This window comes from Pseudoflavitalea rhizosphaerae, from assembly GCF_003991355.1.
In the GTDB taxonomy this organism is placed as follows: Bacteria; Bacteroidota; Bacteroidia; order Chitinophagales; family Chitinophagaceae; genus Pseudobacter; species Pseudobacter rhizosphaerae.
In genome coordinates this window covers 517,486-540,610 of record NZ_RCSU01000003.1, presented here as the reverse complement: position 1 = coordinate 540,610, position 23,125 = coordinate 517,486, and the positions used below count along the sequence as shown (strand labels likewise).

The 23,125-nt window shown below is 49.7% G+C and carries 14 protein-coding genes; 2 read left to right on the top strand and 12 right to left on the bottom strand.

All coding sequences use genetic code 11. The features are described from left to right. Positions 1–18: 18 nt before the first annotated feature. Both D9Y29_RS07900 and D9Y29_RS07895 read right to left on the bottom strand, forming a co-directional pair. The gene (locus D9Y29_RS07900) at positions 19–483 is read right to left on the bottom strand and encodes a GNAT family N-acetyltransferase (RefSeq protein ID WP_127126745.1); all 465 of its coding nucleotides are present in this window, start codon (positions 481–483) and stop codon (positions 19–21) included. Between the two features lie 10 nt (positions 484–493). Continuing rightward, entirely contained in the window at positions 494–1,486 is a 993-nt protein-coding gene (locus tag D9Y29_RS07895; RefSeq protein WP_127126743.1) for a beta-ketoacyl-ACP synthase III, read from the bottom strand. A gap of 132 nt (positions 1,487–1,618) precedes the next feature. On the opposite strand from D9Y29_RS07895, the gene ruvA reads away from it, so the two are divergent. Next, entirely contained in the window at positions 1,619–2,203 is a 585-nt protein-coding gene (gene ruvA, locus D9Y29_RS07890; protein ID WP_127126741.1) for a Holliday junction branch migration protein RuvA, read from the top strand. A 96-nt stretch (positions 2,204–2,299) separates the two neighbouring features. Continuing rightward, positions 2,300–9,391 (top strand): T9SS outer membrane translocon Sov/SprA, encoded by a 7,092-nt coding sequence (gene sov / locus D9Y29_RS07885; RefSeq protein ID WP_241237873.1) that lies wholly within the window; start codon positions 2,300–2,302, stop codon positions 9,389–9,391. Between the two features lie 166 nt (positions 9,392–9,557). Here sov and D9Y29_RS07880 read toward each other — a convergent pair whose 3' ends face one another. From D9Y29_RS07880 to folD, 10 genes are all read right to left on the bottom strand, one after another. Beyond that, positions 9,558–10,061 (bottom strand): hypothetical protein, encoded by a 504-nt coding sequence (locus D9Y29_RS07880; protein WP_127126739.1) that lies wholly within the window; start codon positions 10,059–10,061, stop codon positions 9,558–9,560. 116 nt (positions 10,062–10,177) lie between these two features. Further along, positions 10,178–10,939 carry an SDR family NAD(P)-dependent oxidoreductase gene (locus tag D9Y29_RS07875; RefSeq protein WP_127126737.1) on the bottom strand — a complete coding sequence of 254 codons (762 nt, stop codon included), beginning with the start codon at positions 10,937–10,939 and terminating at the stop codon, positions 10,178–10,180. Positions 10,940–11,160: 221 nt separating this feature from the next. Next, positions 11,161–13,842: a PKD domain-containing protein gene (locus tag D9Y29_RS07870; RefSeq protein WP_127126735.1), complete on the bottom strand. Its 2,682-nt coding sequence runs from the start codon at positions 13,840–13,842 to the stop codon at positions 11,161–11,163. Positions 13,843–14,010: 168 nt separating this feature from the next. Beyond that, a complete protein-coding gene (locus tag D9Y29_RS07865; protein ID WP_127126733.1) occupies positions 14,011–14,832 on the bottom strand; it encodes an alpha/beta fold hydrolase in 822 nt (273 codons plus the stop codon). A gap of 11 nt (positions 14,833–14,843) precedes the next feature. Further along, positions 14,844–16,016 carry an Lnb N-terminal periplasmic domain-containing protein gene (locus tag D9Y29_RS07860; RefSeq protein WP_127126732.1) on the bottom strand — a complete coding sequence of 391 codons (1,173 nt, stop codon included), beginning with the start codon at positions 16,014–16,016 and terminating at the stop codon, positions 14,844–14,846. A gap of 27 nt (positions 16,017–16,043) precedes the next feature. Beyond that, on the bottom strand, positions 16,044–17,546 hold the full coding sequence (gene guaB, locus D9Y29_RS07855; RefSeq protein ID WP_127126730.1) for an IMP dehydrogenase: 1,503 nt from the start codon (positions 17,544–17,546) through the stop codon (positions 16,044–16,046). 113 nt (positions 17,547–17,659) lie between these two features. After that, the gene (gene dprA, locus D9Y29_RS07850) at positions 17,660–18,763 is read right to left on the bottom strand and encodes a DNA-processing protein DprA (RefSeq protein ID WP_127126728.1); all 1,104 of its coding nucleotides are present in this window, start codon (positions 18,761–18,763) and stop codon (positions 17,660–17,662) included. Between the two features lie 739 nt (positions 18,764–19,502). Then, the gene (locus D9Y29_RS07845) at positions 19,503–21,419 is read right to left on the bottom strand and encodes an OmpA family protein (RefSeq protein ID WP_127126726.1); all 1,917 of its coding nucleotides are present in this window, start codon (positions 21,417–21,419) and stop codon (positions 19,503–19,505) included. Positions 21,420–21,520: 101 nt separating this feature from the next. Beyond that, positions 21,521–22,138 carry a 7-carboxy-7-deazaguanine synthase QueE gene (locus D9Y29_RS07840; RefSeq protein ID WP_241237872.1) on the bottom strand — a complete coding sequence of 206 codons (618 nt, stop codon included), beginning with the start codon at positions 22,136–22,138 and terminating at the stop codon, positions 21,521–21,523. Positions 22,139–22,168: 30 nt separating this feature from the next. Then, on the bottom strand, positions 22,169–23,044 hold the full coding sequence (gene folD, locus D9Y29_RS07835; protein WP_127126724.1) for a bifunctional methylenetetrahydrofolate dehydrogenase/methenyltetrahydrofolate cyclohydrolase FolD: 876 nt from the start codon (positions 23,042–23,044) through the stop codon (positions 22,169–22,171). Positions 23,045–23,125: the final 81 nt, after the last annotated feature.

Below are 23,125 nucleotides of genomic sequence, written 5' to 3'. Positions count from 1 at the left end.
TTAAGTTAACACCTTTTTTTACAATTCCAGTGAGCAGTTGATCCAGCCCTGGTCAAGTTTGGCGCCGTATTTCTTATAAAAATCGATGGCAGGCTCATTCCAGTCGAGCACCTGCCAAACCATGCCGCTGAATTTTTTTTCGCGGGTTTCCTGTAATACCCTGTCGAAAAGGAGTTTTCCAAGGCCTTTGCCACGCATTTCTTCTGTAATGATGAGGTCTTCCAGGTAGAGGCGTTGACCTTTCCAGGTGGAGTAACGAATATAATAAAGTGCAAATCCGTGGATGGTCTCAACGCCCGAAGGGTCTGTAGTGGTAGCCACGAATGCCCACCAAACGGGATTTTCGCCAAAACCGCTCTCCTCAAAATGCTGAGGAGCAACGGTCACTGCATCGGGTTCTTTTTCGAACACGGCCAGTTCTACAATTAATTGCATCAATCGGGGGCAATCGGCCTTTACGGCCCTCCGGACGTTGAATTCCATCTTGATTATTTTAGTAAGCCCATTTGATCCAGGTAGCGCCCCAGGTGAATCCGCCACCGAAGGCTGCGAGGACTATATTATCTCCTTTCTTCAATTGTTTTTCCCACTCCCAGAGGCAGAGTGGAATAGTAGCTGCTGTGGTGTTGCCATAGCGCATGATATTGAGCATTACTTTATCGTGGCTCAGTCCCATCCTGTCTGCAGTGGCATCGATGATGCGTTTGTTGGCCTGGTGGGGCACCAGCCAGGCGATATCTTCACCGGTGAGGTTATTTCTTTCCAGCAGTTCAGCGCTAACATCGGCCATTCCTTTAACAGCGGCTTTGAAAACGGTCTGACCTTCCTGGTATGCATAATGTTCCTTGTTAGCAACTGTCTCCATGCTCGCGGGGCGGCGTGACCCACCGGCTTTCATGTGGAGGTAGGGCTCACCGGAACCATCACTTTTCAGAATCGTGTCTTTCATGCCATAGCCTTCTTCATTGGGCTCAAGCAGAACACCTGCGGCGCCATCGCCGAAAATGATGCAGGTGGCGCGGTCATTATAGTCGATAATTGAGCTCATCTTGTCGGCTCCGATCACGATCACTTTCTTGTAACGGCCACTTTCGATGAGGGCTGCGCCGGTAGAGAAGGAATAGAGGAAGCCCGAGCAGGCGGCCAGGAGGTCGAAGCCCCAGGCATTTTTCAGCCCTGCCTTGTGACAAACCAGGTTGGCTGTGGAGGGGAACATCATGTCCGGGGTTACAGTGCCAATAATCAGGGCATCGATGTCCAGGGGGCTCAGGTTCTTTTTCTCCAGGATCTGCAACACTACCTGAACTGCCATATCGGAAGTACCTTTTCCTTCACCTTTCAAAATCCTTCTTTCTTCGATCCCGGTGCGGGTGCGGATCCATTCGTCATTGGTCTCAACCATTTTCTCCAGGTCAAAATTGGTCAGTTTATCTTCAGGAACATAGCCGCCTACGGCAGTGATGGCGGCAGTGATTTTTTGACTCATCCTTGCGATTTAGTATGGAATTAAAATAAAGGTTGCCATTATAAAGCCGACAAAAATACGCCAAAAGTTATCATCATTTCACCAATTCATATCTATATAATAATTAAGTGGTTTTTCCCTATTTTCGCAGTCATGATCGCTTTTATACGGGGTAATTTCGTGCATAAATCACCGGCTGTGGTACAGGTGGAAGCCAATGGGGTGGGCTACGAACTTCAGATCAGTCTGAATACTTATTCCGCCATCCAGGGCCTCGAAAAAGGGATGCTTTATACCCATCTCGCGATCCGGGAAGATGCACATGTGCTGTATGGTTTCTCCGATACTGTTGAAAAAGAACTGTTCCTCCAGCTGATCAGTGTGTCTGGTGTTGGTGCAGCAACCGCAAGGATGATGCTGTCTTCCGTAAAGCCTGAAGAAATAGTGAGGGCTATTGCCGAAGCCAATACCAAACTGTTGGAAAGTATCAAGGGGATCGGTAAAAAATCCGCCGAAAGAATTGTTCTGGAGCTGAAGGATAAGATGGCCAAATCAAGGCTGGACGCAAATATTCCTTCAGCATCGTACAATCCAACGGGTCAGGATGCGTTAAATGCTCTGATGGCGCTGGGTATTGCCCGTGCCGCCGGTGAACAGGCTATTCAAAAGGTACTCAAAGCTGAACCGGGCCTTTCCGTAGTAGAAGATATTATTAAGAAAGCTCTAAAAACACTCTAAGCCTATCGTCAGGATTTCTACTTAACTAATTCTTGAGAAAAAAGATTGGCCCGTAATATCAACCACAATAATTGTTTCAAAGCAATTTGCATTGCTGTGCTTGTGCTTTTTTGCACAGCCACAAAAGCAAATCATGCCCCTCAACAGGATACCACAGTAAAAAAGACTGCTGATACCCTCAAATACCCTATTCATGACCGTAGGGGAGACCGCTACAGCGCCCCACGGAAAAGGTCTTTCGATCTCCCGGATCCAGTCAACATCACAGACTCCGTGGTGTATGACCCCAAAACAAAACAATATTATATCATAGAAAAGGTGGGTAATTTCTATTTCAGAAAGCCTACCTCCATGACCTTCGAGGAATTCCTGAATCTGCAGGCGCGGAAATCGGAGAACGAATATTTCCAGAAACGCTCCAATATCCTCAGCAGCCTCAACAGGAAATTACTTCGTCCGAGGATGAGCGTTACAGACAACCTCTTCAACCGCATCTTCGGTAATGGAAAGATCGAGATCAGGCCGCAGGGCGAAGTGAACCTCATCGCCGGTTACCAGGGGCAAAATATCAAGAACCCTTCACTACCCGAAAGGGCCAGGCGGAATGGTGGCTTCGATTTCGATATGAACGCCAATCTCAGCGTGATAGGTAATATCGGGGACAAGCTCAGGCTGCCGATCAATTACAATACCCTGGCCAATATGGATTTCGAAAACCAGCTGAAACTGGACTATACCGGAACGGACGATGAGATCATTAAACGTATCGAAGCCGGTAATGTCAGCTGGACTTCCAAAGGCTCCCTCATTCCCGGTGCACAGCAATTGTTCGGTATCAAAACTGAACTGCAGTTCGGCAAACTCAGCGTTTCTGCCGTAATGGCCAATCAACGCTCGCAGCGCCAGAGTATGAACGTAGCCGGTGGCAGTTCCAATATGTATTTCGAATTCAAGGCCAATGATTACGAAGAGAACCGTCACTTCCTCCTGGCGCAGTACTTCCGTAATCAGTACAACCAGGCCATGAGCAAACTGCCGGTGGTGAGCTCGAAAGTGCAGATCCTTCGTATGGAGGTGTGGGTTACCAACCGTAATGGGTCCACTACGGAAACCCGTGATGTGGTAGGTCTGATGGACCTGGCAGAACCAGATCCGTTCAATAACAGTATCAATCCGCTCAGCGCGCAGCCATATCCATCCAACGAATCCAACGACCTCTATCAGCGGATCGTGAGCGATCCCAACAGCCGGAACTCTGCCCTCATCACTTCCAAATTATCAACGCTCGGATTGCAGCCTGTGCAGGACTTTGAAAAAACATTCGCTCGCAAGCTGAGCCCTACTGAATATTATTTCAACCCGCAGGTAGGCTTCCTCTCGCTCAACCAGCCGCTTCAACCTGATGAAGTGCTGGGTGTTGCCTACCAGTACAGTTACAATGGACGTATCCTCCAGGTAGGTGAGTTCTCACAGGATGTAACACCCGATACAACCGTGAACAAAGGAGGTACGCAAAAGATCTTCTTCCTGAAACTCCTGAAAGCTACTTCGCAACGTACCAACCTGCCGCTCTGGGACCTGATGATGAAAAACGTGTATGCGTTGAAGAGTAAAGACAATAGCTACCTCTCCAGTGTGCAGCCACAGGATTTCAAACTGAATGTACTTTACGAACAACCCAGCCTCGGTCAGAAAAGATTCCTGCCGGAAGGCGACAGGGTGGGCGTGCCCATCATCACATTGCTGAACTTAGACCGGCTCAACGCACGCAACGACCCCATGCCCGATGGGGTGTTCGACTATATAGAAGGATTCACCGTAATGAGCCAGCAGGCAAGGATCATCTTCCCATTCCTTGAGCCATTCGGTCGCGACCTAGATTCCGTGGCCTTCCGGAACAGCTCACAGGACCTTAAAGACAAATATGTTTACTATCCGCTCTATGATACTATCAAGGCTATCGCGCAGACCTATGCGAACCTGGACAGGTATATCATCAGCGGTTATGCGAAAGGTAATTCCAATTCAGAGATCAACCTCAATGCATTCAATATTCCCCGCGGGTCCGTTACCGTTATGTCCGGGGGGCAACTGCTCAAGGAAGACGTGGATTATACAATCGATTATAACGTTGGAACACTGCGTGTGATCAATCCTGCAATCCTGGCTTCCGGAGTTCCGGTGAATGTGCAGTTCGAGAATAATGCCAGTATCGGCATACAACAGCGTAATTTCATGGGTATCCGGTTAGGGTACCAGGTGAAGAATACTGCCCGTGAATCATTGAATATCGGCGCCAGCATGGTGCGCCTGGGTGAACGGCCCTTCTTCACTAAAACGCAGTACAATGATGATCCGATCCGCAACACCATGTACGGACTGGATTTCAACTATCGCACTGAATCGCCCAGGCTTACTTCCCTGTTGAACAAATTACCATTCTATGAAACGAATGTGATGAGTACTATCACCGCTTACGGTGAAGCAGCCCTGTTGAAGCCGGGCCACCCGCCACAGATCGGAAAAGGAAAGGCCGGCCTCATCTTCGTTGATGATTTTGAAGGATCACGCAATTCCATCGACCTGCGCTTCCCGTTGGTGAGCTGGGGGATCTCCAGTACGCCAGCAAACAATGGGCTCTTCCCTGAAGCCAATTACCGCGATTCGCTCCCTTACGGTTTCAACCGGGCCAAGATCGCATGGTACAATATCGAACCTGTATTGCAGGACAGGCGTTCCGGCAATAACCCCGTAAGATCTTATGAAGATTTCTCCGATCCGCGCATCCGGCCGGTGAACCTCACGCAGATCTATCCCAACCGTACACCGGACCTGGGACAGAGCCAGCTGGTAACCTTCGATATCGCTTATTATCCAACCGAAAAAGGTCCGTATAACTTCGATGCAGAAAATGTAACTGCCGATGGCAAACTGACGGACCCGCAAACCCGCTGGGGTGGCATCATGCGCGGTCTTGACCAGGTGGACTTCGAAACCGGCAACGTGGAATTCATCGAATTCTGGATGCAGGACCCCTATATCAAAACACCTTCCAGCACCGGCGGTCAACTGTATTTCAACCTCGGTAATATTTCAGAAGATGTATTGAAAGATGGAAAACGATTTTTCGAGAACGGTATCAGCGGCGCTGTTACCAAAGCCCTGGAAGATCCCGATACAAGATGGGGTAAAGTGCCGGGCAATCCCATCCAGGTTACACAGGCATTCAGTAACGATCCTGCTGACAGGCAATTGCAGGATGCAGGCTTCGACGGCCTCGTGAATGAAGCTGAAAGAGAAAAGTTCGCAGCCTATCTCCAGGAACTGGCCAACCGCTTCGGCACCAGCAGCAAAATATACCAGGATGCCTTGAAAGATCCGAGCAATGACGATTTCCTCAATTACCGTGATGGTGAATACGATCAGACACGTACGGGTATCCTTGGCCGTTATAAGAACTACAACGGACCACAGGGTAACTCTCCTGTTGCCACCAACCAAAGCAATGTGGCTGCCTTCACCATGCTGCCGGACCAGGAAGAATTCAACCGGGATAATACCCTCAATGAACTGGAAGAATATTTTCAGTACCGCGTTGAGCTGAAGTCGAGCGAATTTGAAGTGGGACAAAACTTCATTACCGACAGTATCGGGTTTACCCCCAACGGTGGTATCCCTGAGAAATGGTACCTGTTCCGCATTCCTATCGCTCAATATGAAAAGAAAGTGGGTAATATCCCCGACTTCAAATCCATCCGTTTCATCCGGATGTTCCTCACCGGGTTTGAAGATTCAGTGGTATTGCGTTTTGCCAAACTGGAACTGGTGCGCAACACATGGCGCAGGTTCAGCTTTGAGCTGGATACTACCGGTACCTATAAACCGATCCCCACCAATACCACCACTACTTTCAATCAGCTGGCGGTGAATGTGGAGGAGAATAATGCACGCAGGCCTGTTCCTTACCGTACGCCTCCCGGGGTAGAGCGTCAGCAGGCGCTGAGCAACAACAACGTGAACCTGTTGTTGAACGAGCAGAGTATGAGCCTTAAAGTGTGCAATCTCGCCCGTCAGGAATCGAGAGGCGTGTTCAAGACCATGAACCTCGATCTCCGTCAGTACGGCCGCATGCAGTTGTACATTCACGCAGAATCTGTGAACTCCAGCAGCGATATCCGCGATAATGAATTGTATGGTGTGATCCGTCTCGGCGCTGACCTCATCAATAACTATTATGAGATCAAGATCCCGCTGAAGATGACGCCCTGGTTCACCAGCGATGCCCAGTTGATCTGGCCATTGCAGAATGAACTGGACCTCGCACTGGACCGGCTCATTCAATTGAAAGTGTCCCGCAACAATAATGGACAGGTATCCAATTATTATAAACAGACCGATGCTGACGGTAAGGAATATGCGATTTTGGGTAATCCCAACCTCGGTGAAGTTCGAATCTTCTTCCTGGGGGTAGAGAACCGAAATCGTGAAGAAGCCTGTACCGAAGTATGGTTCAACGAACTTCGCCTGAGCGATCTCGATGAGAAAGGAGGCTGGGCTGCGCTCGGCCGTGTAGACATTCAGCTGGCCGATCTCGGTACCCTGTATATTGCCGGTGCGGCGCATAGTGCCGGCTTCGGTACACTTGAACAAAGGATCAATGAACGTTCACGCGACAACTTCAAGCAATTTGATATTGCCACCAACCTGGAGCTGGGTAAACTGATCCCGCAGAAGGCAGGCATGAGCATTCCTTTCTACGCCAGCTATTCCAAAGCTGTGTCCACTCCGGAATACGATCCATATGACCTGGATGTGAAACTGAAAGACAAGCTCAAAGCGGCTGCCGGCGATACCAAGGATTCGATCAGGGACGATGCCGTAGATGTGAAGACCATCCGTTCCTTCGCCTTTACCAACGTGAGAAAGAACAATACCTCCGGTAAGAAACAACAGATATGGAGTATTGAAAATGTCGATGTGAGTTATTCTTATTATAAAGAAGAACAGCATAACCCGCTGATCGAAAACAATGAACTGGTCAGGCATCGTGCAGCAGTGGGATACAATTATACATCCACGCCAAAATTCTGGGAGCCTGCCAAACGGATGATCAAATCGAGATCGCCCTGGCTGGCCCTGTTCAAAGATTTCAATATCAACCCGATCCCTTCACTGCTCGGATTCCGGGCTGATGTGAACCGTCAGTTCGGCGCATTCAGACCGCGCAATGTGGGTGGACCGAAAGGCGGATTGCCTGAGACGTACGACAAATTCTTTACGTTCGACCGTTTCTATAATCTCCGATGGGACCTGACACGTTCATTCAATGTGGATTTCACTGCCGTGAACAAATCATGGGTGGATGAAGATTCCGGCAGACTAGATGATCGTGAAAAGAAAAGCATGTGGCACAATTTCTGGAAAGGCGGCCGCACCATCTCCTACAATCAGCATGCTGAGTTCAGCTATAATGTGCCGATGAGCAAGATCCCTGCACTCAACTGGACCACACTTCGTGCATCATATGCCGCTGACTTCGACTGGATCGGCGCCTCTCTGATTGCCCGCGAACTGGGCAATACGCTCAGCAACCAGCAACGCAAGACCCTCACTTTCGAAATGGACTTCACCCAGCTCTATTCGAAAAGCAGGTTCCTGCGCGCCATAGAAGATGATAATCCTGCTGCACCCAAAGCGCCGCGGGACCCGAAAGATACCACCAAACGGAAACGCGACAGGAATGAACCGCTGGTGCTCAGTCCCGGCGCCAAATTCGCAGGCCGCTTCCTCACCATGGTGAAACGTGCGAAGCTCGAATACTCCGAAGTGGCAGGAGCTACCATCTATGGTTATACGGATTCCACCCGTGCACTCGGTATGAACTTCAGGTCCGGCGCACCGGGTCTGCCATTCATTTTCGGTAAACAGCCAGACACCAGCTTCATCAGCACAATGGCGCAGAAAGGTTGGCTCTCCGCTGATTCCAATTTCAACTTCCAGAACAGGCAGGACTATACGCAACGATTCAATATCACCGCTCAATTACAGCCCATCCGCGACCTGATGATCGATATCACCATCGATAAACAATTTGGTAAGAACTATTCCGAACTGTACAAAGACACAACCGGTACAGGTCTTCACTTTGCAAGGCTTAACCCGTACAGCGCCGGCAGTTTCCGCGTAACTTATATTTCGTTCCAGACCTTGTTCAAGAAAGTGGAAGCGAATTCCGTGAGCGAAATGTTCCAGCGTTTCCAGGACTACCGCTACATTCTTTCCAAACGATTGGCTGAGTCCAACCCATACTGGCAGGCATTGCCCGAAACTGAGAAATTCCTCTCCGATGGTTATTACAGAGGGTACAGCCGCTATGCACAGGATGTGCTGATCCCGGCCTTTATTGCTGCTTACACCGGCAAGGATCCTAAATCTGTGCCGCTGCTGAAACAGAACAATCCGAATATCCGTTCCAATCCGTTCTCCGGCATCCTGCCGAAACCAAACTGGAGGATCACTTATACAGGCCTTACCCGTATCAAGGCATTGGAAAAGATCTTCACCAACTTTACCGTTACCCATGGATACAACAGTACGCTCGGTATGAACAGTTTCAATTCTGCATTGCTGTATCGTGATGATCTGCGATATGGATTCCCTGGCTTCCTGGACTCTGCAGGCAACTACGTGCCTTATTTCCTGGTGCCCAATATCACGATCTCTGAAGAGTTCTCTCCACTGATCGACCTGGATATGCAGTTCACCAACCAGCTTACTGCAAGGTTTGAGTATAAAAAATCGAGAACCCTCAGCCTGAGCCTGATCGATTATCAACTGAGTGAAACGCGCACTACGGAATTCACTATCGGCGCCGGTTTCAGAAAGCGTGGGGCTTTCTCCTGGATCAAATGGAAAGGTAAGCCGCTGGAGAATGATGCCAGCTTCCGTCTCGACCTCAGTCTGCGTGATGATATCACGGCCAACAGCCGTCTTGATCAGGAACAAACCCTGCCTACAAACGGAGCCAAGACCATCTTCATCAATCCTTCTGTGGATTACGTGATCAGCAATCGTGTGAATATAAAACTGTACTTCGAGCAGAGAAGAGTAACGCCCAAAATATCCTCCTCACCGCCTATCACCAATACCAGGGCAGGTGTGCAGGTAAGGATCTCGCTGGCCCAATAAGTAAGTGATTAAAAATGTCAGTGAGCTGGCAGTCGCTCGCCTCCGGCGAGTGACTTATATTTAGTCGCCTCCGGCGACGCGGTGTTCGCCGCAGGCGAACGACTACTCCCCGATAAACAAAAGGGCCGACATTTTAGCCGGCCCACAATAAAAAGATGGGAAGAAATTATTTCTTTTCTGTTCCGGGAGGAGCTGTGCGCTTGAACAACATTACATAGCCACAGAGTTTCTTTTTCTTTTTGTTCACCTGCACCGGTTTGATCATGTGCATTTCCGAGAACCTGGGAACATAATCGAAGTTGATGATATTGCCATCCACATCGCCCCACCTGTTCTGTTTGAAGATCACTTCCTTTTCATTGTAATCATACATTCTTACTTCGTACAACCTGGAGCTGGGATCACCGATAAAAACGAACTGGTACCAGGTGCCTTGTGTCATGGGCATGATGATAGGCATTTCGTATTCGCTTTCCATGGTCATGCTGGCCTCACGAAGAAGGCTGAAGCCGCGTTCACCATAATATTGTTTGATGGAATCTATCGCTGAAGTATAGCCGCTGATATCACAGCTTTGTTGTCTGATCATATCCTGCGCCTGTGATGGTTGAACGCCAACAGCTAGCCACAGCATGGCGCCGGAAATGAATTTCAACAGGGTCTTGAACATACGGTATGGTTTTTTGGACGGAACTTGGATTAAGGAACTTCTTCAAAATTAATCAATTCAAATACTTTGCCAAACGTTCTGGGAAATTTTCATATAAAATTAAATGTTTCTATGTATTATCCTTGTTTGTAGAAATATATTGAGTTAGCCTGGGCGGTACAGGTTAAAACCAGGTCGTTGATGCAAACATGTTGGGGAAGGGTGGTGGTAAAAAACGCCACATCTGCCACATCTTCTGCACTGAGAGGCTGGAATCCATCGTACACTTTGGAGGCCTGTGAGGCATCGCCTTTGAAGCGGACAACGGAGAATTCCGTCTCGGCGGCGCCTGGGTGAATGGCGGTAACCTTGATGCCATGACGCAAAAGATCGATCCTCATTCCTTTGGAAATGGCTTCAACAGCGGATTTGGTGGCGCAGTAGGCGTTTCCTCTTTCATACACTTCTTTTGCTGCGGTGGAGCCGATATTGATGATTTGTCCTTTCTTGTTCCTGATCATGAAGGGAAGTACGGCTTTGCTCACATACATGAGCCCTTTCAGGTTGGTATCGATCATGGTTTCCCAGTCGTCAAGATTGGCTTCATCAACAAAATCGCGGCCCAGCGCCAATCCTGCATTGTTGATCAGTACATCGATCTGTTGCCATTCAGCGGGTAGCGATCCGATGGCCTGGAAAGTGGCGGCGCGGTCCTGTACATCGAAATGCAGGGTATGCACGCTTGTTCCGTATGTTGATTGCAGTTCATTCCTGATGGCTTCAAGCCTGTCTTCCCTGCGGCCTGTAATGATCAGCCTGTATCCATTGGCTGCAAACTTGGAGGCAAATGCTTTTCCGAATCCTGAGGTAGCTCCGGTGATCAATACTGTTTGTGGCATGATGGAATTTTTTTGTGGCTGCAATCTAAAGAAAATCGGAGTGTTAGCAAGAAGGTCGGAGTGTGTGTGGGGCGACTAAAAAGGGCGGAGAGTTGGCAGTCGCTCGCCTCTGGCGAGTGACCTGTATTTGTTCGCCTCCGGCGAACACCGCGTCGCCGGAGGCGACTAAACAAAAATCACTCGCCAGAGGCGAGCGACTGCCCACACGCTGCGCCAATTCATTACCGGATAAGAACAGCGGTCCCTTTTTTAATGATCCACTGTCCGAGGAAGTCTTCTGCTTTCACCATCCAAACAAATGTTCCCGGGTCCTGCAGTTTACCGCCGATCCTGCCATCCCAGCCAGCACCTGGTTGTGAGGTTTGGAATACGAGCTGTCCCCAGCGGTTGTAGACCTGGAAATAGCTTAGTTTGGAGATGCCTGCCAGAATAGGCCGCAACAAATTGTTCTGTGTGCCTCCGGGCCGGAATGCATTGGGCACAAACACATCAGGTTTGGTTTTGAATACTTTTACATTGATGGTATCATCAGCGTAGCAACCTTCTGCCGTATAGGCGCGCATGTAATAAGTGTAATGATCAGAGAGCAGGGCAACGGGATTGGAGCCGCGCGTGGTGCTCAGGAAATTCGAGGGCCACCATTCTATGAATTCTGCGCCGCTTCCGGAAAGCCGCAGGGGCTGGTTGATCACGATACTGGTGTCGTTACCTGCAAAAGCATGGATTTGAGATCTTACAGTAACGGTCACGGAATCGAATTTCGGTTTGGGGCAACCGATAGTATCTGTAACGCGCAGTATATAAGTGGTAGTGCGCAATGGCCAGGCAAATGGTGAGAGGATAAAAGGATTGCTCAGTGTGTTCATGGGCAACCAGTTGAGCCTGGCGCCGATCATGGAGCCATGCAATCGGATGGTATCTGCATAACAGATGGTGGTATCAGGGCCGGCAATGGAAGTGGGGTAAGGAATTGTGGTTACTCGCAAATTGTCGGTGGTATTGCATTTACCCACTTCTGCAAATACTTCGTAGCTGGTGTTGCCAGTTGGGTTCACCAGTGGGTTCCTGGCATTGGCATCGTCGATGGGGCTGGCAGGAGTGGAAGTCCAGGTATACCGGAGACCGTCTGATCGGGGCCGGAGTTGAATGGTATCGGTGAGGCAGATGGTGGTATCAGGTCCGGCATCGAGTGTAACGAAGCTAATCGTTCGCACTTTCACGCTGTCTGTGTTGATGCAGCCATTTTCGTTCAATGATACCCGGTAGATGGTAGTTTTGTCGGGGAACACCAATGGTGTACCGGAGTTTGGAAAGAGCAAATCGGTGGTGGGCGTCCAGCTGAAAACACCAAAGCCGCTTGCCTGCAGCTGCAAGGTGTCCTGCACAGGCCTGTTACTGCAGATGAGCGTGTCCCTGAATGCGAGTGTGATGGTTGGTTTGTCCTTTATTTCCACATTGCTTTGAACAAGTGTATCGATACAACCTTTATCGCTTTCCACTATCAGCCGGACAGATTTGAAGCCTGTTGTGGAGTAACGCCAGGCGGGATTTTTTTGTGTGCTGGCATCGCTGCTGCTTGTTTCATCTCCGAAATCCCATTGCCACTTACTTACTGATCCGTAAACGGTGGTGGTCCTGTCTTCAAACTGTATCGGGTTGAGTATGCAGGAGCCGCGCCAGGTGAAGGCTGGTTTGAAGCCGGGCCATACTTTGGCGATGGTGGTGGTGGAATCGAAGCATTGTCCGGCAAGGACCACTTTGAGCTTGATGGTATAATCGTTGGGCGCGTTGTAAAGATGCCGGACCATTCCATCGGCGGCAAACACGGTATCACGTTTGGAACCATCTCCATAGTCCCAGATATACATGGTGCCGGCGGGGTTCACCTGTTCATTGCGGAAGGTTACATTGAAATCGTCGCAATAGGAATAATCCGGTTTCAGCCTTGCTCTCAGCGGAATGCAATCTGATACGCGGAGATGGATCTCTTTATGATGCACATTGATGAGTACATTGTTGCGGTATTCGCTCACACAGGCTTTCACCACATATTGTCCTTCCACAGACGGAGCGATGCCTGAGAGTATACCGGTTTTAGGATCGATGGTTGCATTGGGCCCCATGGGGGATGAGCCTGAGTAGCTGCCGCTGTAGCTGATCGGATAATAAGGGGGATTGTTGGCCGGATTGGGATTGGGAACATTGGGCCAGGAATTCCCTTGTCCGCCACCGTTATAGGCTTCGCAAAGTGAATACACCAGCGAGTCTGAGAGCTTGCCTACTGAATTGGTATCGGAGTCGATGGCGGAGAAATCGAAAGTGAAATAAGAACCGTAGCAGATGGCCACTGCGTCGCGGGGATCGAATTGCGGACTGGAATTTTTATATGCATCGGGAACACCATCTATATTGGTGCCGGGAATATTGGCCACGCAGGTAACGCCATAGCTTTCGCTGGGGGCGGATACATTCCGGATCCCATTGATGCGGCAGCATCGCTGCCAGGCCAGCGTGTAACCTCCGGGGATATTTGCCAGCGTAACCCGGGTGGTGAAGTACCGGAGCCTGTAGCAAACATCGGTGGGGGCATTGGAAATACAGGGATTGGAATTTGGATCGTACCGGATGAAATTTTCAAAGCTCATGGGAGCCACCAGGGTCCTGTCTTCTGTATTGGTGGCGCTCCTGAAAATGGTGATGGGCACTTCGGTTTCCAGTTGCCCGGGCGCGTTCTGGTTACAGTCGATATAAAGTTTGAGCGTGATCTCGTAAATAGATGTATTGGGAGTGGTTCCCGCACTGATAAATTTGTACGACAATTCCCCACCCCTGATATGCGCAGCATGGAGTGAAGTGTAACAGGTCATCAGCAGAACAGCGGTCCATAGTAGTTTTCTCTTCATTTACTTCCGATTAAGATCAGGCCGGAGTAAAGCAGCTGGCCGGAAAACTGTTTCCGTGGTTGCAGAAGGGATATTGAATATACAACAAACTGCCCAGCCTTTCAGGCTGGCGATCGATTATTTAATACGATATAAATATGGGGATCGTTGGTAGGAAGCTCAGATAATTCAGTGACCGGGAACTACTGTCTGGCAGGCATCGCAAAAGCGGTAAAGAAGCTGGTTGGCCCTTGGAGTTTCTTCCAGCATACCCATATGGCCGGAATGATTGAGGATCTCAACAAAAGAAAACCCGGGAAGATAGGTCTGTGGCAATACGGCATCGGGAGGGATGGTGGCATCGTATTGACCGATCACGAACAGGACTGGTTGGGGGATATTCTGTAACAGGGCGGTGCGGTCCGGGCGGCGGATCATCGCTTCATAATAACTGATCAGTGATGCTGCACTGAAACCTTCATACCTGTCTGTGATCTGTTGCACCAGTTGCGGATTTTCCTGTCTGGTTCCTTCCGCAAAAAGATTGGGCGTGGCCTGTTCCAGGAATTTGGCAGCGCCATGCTCTTTGATGAATTCGATGCCACGCCTGCGGATATTCTTACGCTCCTCACTATCGGCCATGGCTGTACTATGAAACAGGCCCAGGCCGAGAAGTTGCTGCGGATATTTTTCAGCGAATGCCAGGGAGATATATCCTCCCATGCTATGACCAATAATAATGGCGGTATTGATCTGTTCTTCTTCCAGAATGGCGTGAATGCCATCGGCAAACATTTCCATGGACCATTCGGTGCCTGTTGCAGTGGAATGACCACTGCCCGGAAGGTCCGGAACGATCACCGTGAAATACTGCTGCAGGAATTCCTGCTGCAATGCCCATCCCTGGCTGTCTTCGGCAAATCCGTGCACCAGCACCACGGCGGCGCCTTTGCCTGCTTTGCGGTAATACCATTGCTGGTCCGCTATCTGGATGGTTTTCTCGATGAACATAAGGGTTGTTTTTATTTGCTTCTGTAAAAGGAGCGAACCAGTATCAGACCGAGTACCGGGGCGATGGCCGGATTGAGTTGTTGGGGCAGGAAAAACCAGGAAACCAACACCAGTCCGGTAAGCATCGCGATGATACGGAAATATCTTCTTAACCAGGTTCTCCGCGAATTGAACAGCAAGGCTAATGCCGCGATCAGGTGGGTAGGAATTGCCCAAAGCAAATTGTAATTGTTCCTGCAAACATCATCTACGCGAATAAGCCAGAGGGTGAGGAGAAGGGTACCCAGGAGGCCGAGGAAAAGAAAGAAGATCACATCAAAGATGTAGAGCATCTTGTTCAAACCTTCATTGTTCATCACGGAAAGTGCGGTGATGGTGAGCAAAAGAATAGCGAAGCACATCACTGGCGCCACCGCCGTTTTGGATTCGCCGGAAAGGGCTGCTGCTGGAAGGATGGTGTTAGTGGCGCTTACGAGCGGTTGACCATCCACTGTTGCTTTGTCTATTCCTTTCATCAGGTAGTCCGGCAGGAACATGGCCTCCTGATTGTTGACGGCTGCATCCAGGTTAGCGCCGAGCAGGATATCGATCCCGAATTTGCTCCAGAGCATGCCGGAGGAATCGAGGTATTGATGAATAAGATTACGGTAGGTAATTTTTTTGTCGGGCAGCACATTGGCGAGTGAAACGGAATCGCCTGCATGTTTTGTGATCATGTCACGGGCGCGGGTAGTACAGTTATCAGTGTGGAAATAATAATTGTAGTACCGGTTGTCTTCCGTATTGTTCCTCATCAGCGCATGGATAAGCGCTTTTTTATGTTCGCAGGTGAGCCGGAGTTCCTGTTCTACCACTCCTCTGCCTGCGCTGCTGTATTCGTACACAAAATCACTGAAGGGATATGCAGACAATGCGTACAGCATGATCCCTTTAGTGAATTTGGTATAGAACTGCGGGTCTCTGTCGTCAAAAGTTCCGTAGTTGAAAACATAGTCCAGGGAGTGGGCACTGTCTATCACCCTGATGGCTGTATGCCCGAATGTGGAATACAATTCATTGCCGGGGCTGCAGGTGAGGAGGCTCACGCGCAGGTGGCATTCAGAGGAATCGGTTCCGGTTTTTGCTTTTACGATTGTTGAGCAAAGCAGGGCAAAGACGAACAGTAGGACCGGCGCATTTTTCATGAACAGTGTTTTCGGGGATGAGGCTGATTATCTTCTGCTGTAGTTCGGAGCTTCCCTGGTGATCTCGATATCGTGTGCGTGGCTTTCTTTCATAGCCGCATTGGTGATGCGAATGAACTGGGCCTGTTGAAGCGCTTTGATATCTTTGGCGCCGCAATATCCCATCCCTGCACGAAGCCCGCCTATATACTGGTAAACGATTTCGCTGAGGCTTCCTTTGTAAGCTACGCGGCCTTCGATCCCTTCCGGTACAAATTTCTTGATATCATCTTCTACATCCTGGAAGTAGCGGTCGCCGCTGCCTTTGCTCATGGCGCTGATAGAACCCATACCGCGGTATTGCTTGAATTTACGTCCTTCGTAGATGATGGTTTCTCCGGGGCTTTCTTCAGTACCTGCAAACACACCGCCCATCATAACCAGGTTGGCGCCTGCTGCGAGGGCTTTCACCATGTCGCCGGTATAACGGATACCACCATCCGCAATCAGGGGAATTCCTTTTTTGTGAAGAACGGAAGCGGCTTCCATCACGGCAGTGATCTGGGGAACGCCGGCTCCTGCCACGATACGAGTAGTACAGATGGATCCAGGTCCGATACCAACTTTCACAGCGTCAGCGCCTGCCTCTGCGAGAGCGGCTGCACCAGCGGCAGTACCAACATTGCCGGCGATCACCTGCAATTTTTTGAAATTCTTCTTCAGTGTTTTCAATGCATCGATCACACCTTTGGAATGACCGTGGGCGCTATCCAGGCAAACCACATCCACACCGATCTGCTGGAGGGCTGAAGCCCTGTCAAGCAGGTCGCCCGTGATACCGAGGGCTGCGCCGGCGAGCAGACGGCCGTAGCTGTCTTTCACTGCATTGGGGTGGCTGGACAACTGGAGGATATCCCTGTACGTGATCAGTCCGGCGAGGCTGCCGTCTTTGCGGATCACGGGGAGTTTCTCGATCTTATATCCTTTGAGGATCTTTTCTGCTTTTTTGAGGTCGGTGCCTTCGGGAGCAGTAATGAGGTTTTCACTGGTCATTACTTCGGCCACCTTTTTCCTGCTATCAGTTTCGAAACGAAGATCGCGGTTGGTAAGGATACCTACGAGCTTGTTTGCATTATCAACGATGGGAATACCGCCGATCTTATTGTCTTTCATCAGGCGAAGGGCATCGCCGATGGTGGCATCTTTGTGAAGGGTGATGGGGTCGATGATGAGACCGCTTTCACTACGCTTCACTTTACGGACCTGCTCAACCTGCTTTTCAATGCTCATGTTCTTGTGGAGGATACCGATACCGCCTTCGCGGGCCAGTGCAATAGCTAAATTGGCCTCAGTGACCGTATCCATTGCCGCAGATAACATGGGAATATTCAGTACGATACTTTTGGTGAGATGGGTTGAGATATTTACATCTCTGGGAAGCACCTGCGAGTATGCGGGTACCAGTAAAACGTCATCGAACGTTAAACCATCGCCAAAAAACTTACCTGATTGGGGGGATTTTGTTCCGGGAGCGTTATTTATTCTTGCCATGTGCAAAGGTATGGTGACAAAACCATATGCTCCAAATGAAATTTTGTTAAACACACGAAATGCAGTCTGGTAGCGGGTTTTCGGCCATTAAAACTTTTCCGGGTGGTAAATTGTTACCGGAGCCTGTACATTTTTCCCGGCAAAGATTCTATCACCTGCTGCAGTTCCAGGTTCAGCAGGGCCCCTGCCAGTGTACCGGGTGTAAATCCGCTGTGGACGCAGATCTCTTCCATATGAACTGAATCTTTTGTACGCAGCAGTTCTACCAGTACCGTCTCTGTTGCATTGAGCTCCGGAAAAAGCCGGGGCTGCATCACGTTTTTCTTTTCCACCGCCTTCCATCCCATCCAATGCATCAGGTCTTCTGCAGACTGTAACAATGCAGCTTTGTTCTCCCTGATCAGTTGATTGCAACCTGCACTTTGCGGATCGGAAACCCGGCCGGGAACGGCAAAAACATCCCTGTTGTAGCCATTGGCCAGTTCCGCCGTGATCATACTGCCGCCTTTGACGCCTGTTTCGATCACCACCACCGCATCGCAACAACCGGCCACAATCCGGTTGCGGGTAGGAAAATGATGTTTGTCCGGCTGTTTTCGGCTGCTGAACTCCGTTAGCAACGCGCCCTGCTGCATCATCTCCTTCGCCAGTCCTGCATGTTCCTTCGGATAGATAGTGCCCATCCCATGCGCCAGCACGCCGATGGTTGGCAGACCGTATCGCATCGCCGCCTTGTGGGCCTCCGCATCGATCCCGAAAGCGAGCCCACTCACAATGCAGGTGCCGGGCATACTGTCGGCCAGATCGCGGATCAATTCGTCCGTTACCCTCTTGCCATAGCCCGAACTGATGCGTGTACCCACTACGGCCACCATCCTTTGCGCACCCAGATCCGCCTTGCCTTTGTAAAACAACAACGTTGGCGGATCATAGCATTGCAATAACCTTTTCGGATAAGCAGTATCATTGAGGAAGATTGGCGTTACCTGGTATTTCTCCAGGAAACGGATCTCTTGTTCGGCTTCAGCAAAATTTCGGAACCCTGCAATACTTCTGGCCCTCGCCATTCCGATGCCTTCCACTTTCTCAAGCAGGCGCACCGGCGCCCTGAAGATCGCTTCAGCCGAATGAAAATGCTGTATCAAATTTTTCGCATGAACATAACCGATATGGGGGACGCTGCTGAGTGCCAGCTGGTAGATCAAATCTTTCTTCATGTGACTATTGTGTTGAGTTGCTATATACGAATGAAATGCCTCAATGGATTTGTTTTATTGCTCTGCTGCTGCAAAGGGGTATGAAACGGCGCTGTAAAACATACCACCGCGGGAGGATATTTGTTGGGCTGTGGATAGGAGAGATAGGGCTATAATATTTCAATTGAGCTGTTGCGCTTATGTTTTGAAGGCGCCTTGTTCATACCACCTTTGCAGCAGCCTGAACATTGCTGATGTGAAACAGATATATTGCATCAGCTGCACAATTCGTAGTCTCATTGGTGATGGGAGTTTTAGTCTCTGTACCCCGGCACTTAGCAGCTAAGGGGAGAGAGATGGGGAAAGCTTCGGGATGCGTAATGAATATCAACTTTGGCTTGCATGGTAACGGAAACAATTATGCGAATATTGTTATTGAAGGAGATGATAGGGAGGCAGGAAGAAATGTGAAGAATATAATTGAACAACAAAAAATGAAACTGAGCTATGAAAAGCCCTGAATGAAGGAAGAAATAAGTTAAGCAGATCCAAGAAAAAAGCAGCACATTCCAGGTGCCGTGGCCGGTGAAGGGGTTATGAAAACCTGGCCTTCAAAATATAAGCGAAGAAGATCAATAGAATTACAAAAGCCCCATCTCTCCCCTCCAAAGCTCAACAAATATTCTCCCGCGGCGGTATATTTTACAGCCAGCGTTTCATAACCCCTTCACCGGCCTGCCTGCCTGACAAAAACAGTAAATCATTGACTGATCACTTTGAGTTCGGTTCTCCTGTTCTTTGCACGGCCTTCTTCGGTATCGTTGCCGGCAACAGGTTGCGTTGCGCCATATCCTTTGAAGGTAAGGCGCTGCTGATCGATGCCCTTTGCTACAAGGTATTTCACTACGGCCTGCGCGCGGTTGTTGGAGAGCACCAGGTTATCTTCCGCTTTGCCAACATTGTCTGTATGACCGCTGAGCTGGATGCGGACGGTTGGATTATCGTGGAGTAATGCTGCCAGTTTATCGAGCTCCGAAGTAGATTCGGGTTTTAGATCGAATTTGTTGACATCGAAGAATACATTGCGCAGCACGATGGTGGCATCAGCTTCGATCGGTTGCAACGGAATATCGATATTGAATACAGAATCGGTTTGCTGGCTCAGAGAGAAATTTTCAGAGTAGAACAGATAGCCTTTCCGGTTCACGTTGAAGGCATAGTCTTTTCCTACAGGAAGTGTTACCAGGTAATGACCAGTTTCGTCTGTCTGTATTTTGCTGAGCAGTGCCTGCGTGCCAAGATCGGTCAGCTCTACTGCGGAAGGAAGACCCTGGCCGGTTTTCTTGTCGAACACTTTGCCCTTGACCCAGAGTGTGCGTGCAGGACGGATATCGCTGCGCAGCTCGAAAGTATAGAGGTCGAGGCCGCCGCGGCTATCGCTGCGATCACTGGCATACCAGGCTGTTTTGCCATCGGCAGACACAACGAGGCTACCTTCATTCTCGATGGTGTTGATGGGGTAACCGAGATTCACAGGTTTGCTCCATTGACCATCGGACTGCTTCCGGGAAATGAAAAGATCATCGCCTCCATAACCCAGATGCCCATTCGAAGTGAAGTAGAATGTATGGTTGTCTGCATGGATGAATGGACAACTTTCTTCCCCGCCGGTATTGATAGCGGGGCCCAGGTTCTCGGGCTCGCCCCATCTTCCGTTGGGCAGGAGGCGGCTCACCCAGATATCACTGCCACCAAATCCGCCGGGACGGTTACTGGCGAAATACAATTCTTTCTTATCGGGCGAAAGCGAGGGTGCGGATTCCCATGCTTCTGTATTGATGCGGTTGCCAAGGCTTTCAGGTTCGCTCCAGCCATTGGGGGTGAGATAGGAAATGTAGAGGTCGCAACTGCCGGCGCCACCAGGAAAATTGCAGCCGGTAAAGATCAGCCATTGACCATCCTGCGAAATATTCTGAGCACCTTCATTGCTTTGTGTGTTGATATTGCCGCTGAGCGGCTTTGCGGCATGCCATCCTGCACCATTCCTGCTGGCCCCGTAGAAGTCTTCATTGATCCCGTTCACGCGGCGCGTGAAGATCAGTTCTTTTCCGTCGATGGTGATGGTGGGATAATATTCTGAGTTGGACGAATTGATACTGTCGCCAAGGTTCGTGGGCTCGAAACGGTAAGCCCCCAATGGTTTTTGCTTTGCGTAGTTGATGGCGAACCGGTAGCTTTTCTTCCTGTATTCTCCCACCATCCTGCTTTTATCGCTGAGGTTGCTGATACTGAGGAAATCGTTGATGGCGGCAAGCGCTTTTTCGAAATCGCCTTTGCCTGCGAGGTTGATAGAGTAGGGCAGGTTGTAATCCCTGAAATAAATACTGTCGATAGCTTTTGCTTTTTCGTAGGCATCGATGGCTTGCTGGTATTGTTTCATTTCGCCATGAAGGCCACCGATACTGAGCCAGGCGTCCAGGAACTTTGGTTCTTTGGCAACGGCATTTTGCAAAATTTTGAGGGCCTCATTGAAATTACCGTCCTGGGCTGTAGTGATGGCCTGCTCGTAGAGGGCTGCCACTTTCCTATTGATCTTTTCCGGATCATACTGGGCCTGGCTGATCTGGATAGTGAATACAAAGGCGATTAATATGGTACAGAGTTGCTTGAAACCCATGACGGTGTTTTTAATGTCAGTTCCTGATGGAAAGATAGTGCCAAAAATTAAAAACGCATACGCATGCCGTTTATTCTACGGAAAGGATAATTCCTTTTGGATCAGGGTACATGAATGTATTTGTGCAGTTGCAGTGAGAATTCCCATTGGGGATGGTCCTTGATATAATCGATAATGAGCGGGGTCACCTGCTGGCTTTTGCTCCATTCCGGCTGCAGGTAGAGCTTGCAGTGGGCGCCAACCTGTGCTGCATATTTTTCGGCCCATTCGAAATCGCTTTTATTGTATACCACTACTTTCAATTCATTGGCCAGGGGAAGAATTTCCGGAAGGGGCGCTTTGAATTTTTTGGGCGAAAGGCAGATCCAGTCCCATTCTCCGCTGAGCGGATGGGCGCCGGAGGTTTCGATATGTGTTTGGAAACCGGCATCGTGCAGGGCATCTGTGAGAGGGCCGAGATCATGCATCAGTGGTTCACCGCCGGTAATGATGGCAATGCGGCCGGGGAATCGGGCAGCGCCTTCCACAATGGTTTCCAGGCTCAGTAAAGGATGTTTGGAAGCGTCCCAGCTATCTTTCACATCGCACCATACGCAGCCAACATCACAACCGCCGAGGCGGATAAAGTAAGCGGCTCTTCCCTGGTGATAGCCTTCACCCTGCAGGGTGTAGAAATATTCCATCACAGGAAGTTGCTGAGTGGTTACGATGTCAGACATGATGCAAAGTTAGGGTAATGATGAACAATGCTAGTTCCTTTCCATGCAGGCACGGTAGGTATTGGCCATCAGCGCTGCAATGGTCATGGGGCCTACGCCGCCGGGAACCGGTGTAATATAGCTGCACTTTGGCGCTACGTTCTGAAAATCTACATCACCTTTAATGGAGTAGCCTCTTTTTTTGGTGGTATCGGCCACGCGGGTGATACCAACATCGATCACCACAGCGCCTTCTTTCACCATATCGGCAGTAACAAATTCAGGTCTGCCCAATGCAGCTACAATGATGTCGGCCTGCAGGCAGATCTCTTTCAGGTTCTTAGTTTGCGAATGGCAAACGGTCACGGTGCAGTTGCCGGGATTGGTATTGGCGCTGAGCAGGATGCTCATAGGGCGGCCAACGATATTGCTGCGTCCGATCACCACGGCATGTTTGCCTTTGGTTTCGATCTTATAATGTTCCAGCATCAGCATAATGCCGTGCGGCGTTGCGGAAACGAATGTGGGAAGCCCCTGTACCAGTTTTCCTGCACTCATCGGATGGAAGCCGTCCACGTCTTTTGATGGGTCGATGGTTTCGATCACTTTGGCTTCGGAAATATGTTTGGGGAGCGGTAATTGTACCAGGATACCATCAACATCGGGATCATTGTTAAGGTCTTCGATGGCCTGTAACAGTTTGAATTCACTGATGTCTTCCGGGAGGCGGAGCAGTGTGGATTTATATCCGATCTCTTCGCAGGTCCTCACTTTGGAGCCAACATAGGTTTCACTGGCGCCATTACTCCCAACCAGTACTGCTGCGAGGTGGGGTACTTTTTTTCCTGCTGCGATCAACTGGCCTACTTTCATTTTGAGTTCGTCCTTTGTGGCCTGGGATACAACTTGTCCGTCTAAGATTTGCATGGCGCAAAGGTAATTGAAGAAATTTAAATGGAACGAATAGTAAAACTTTCCTCGTTTTTTGTTTCCATGGAAAATCTACTA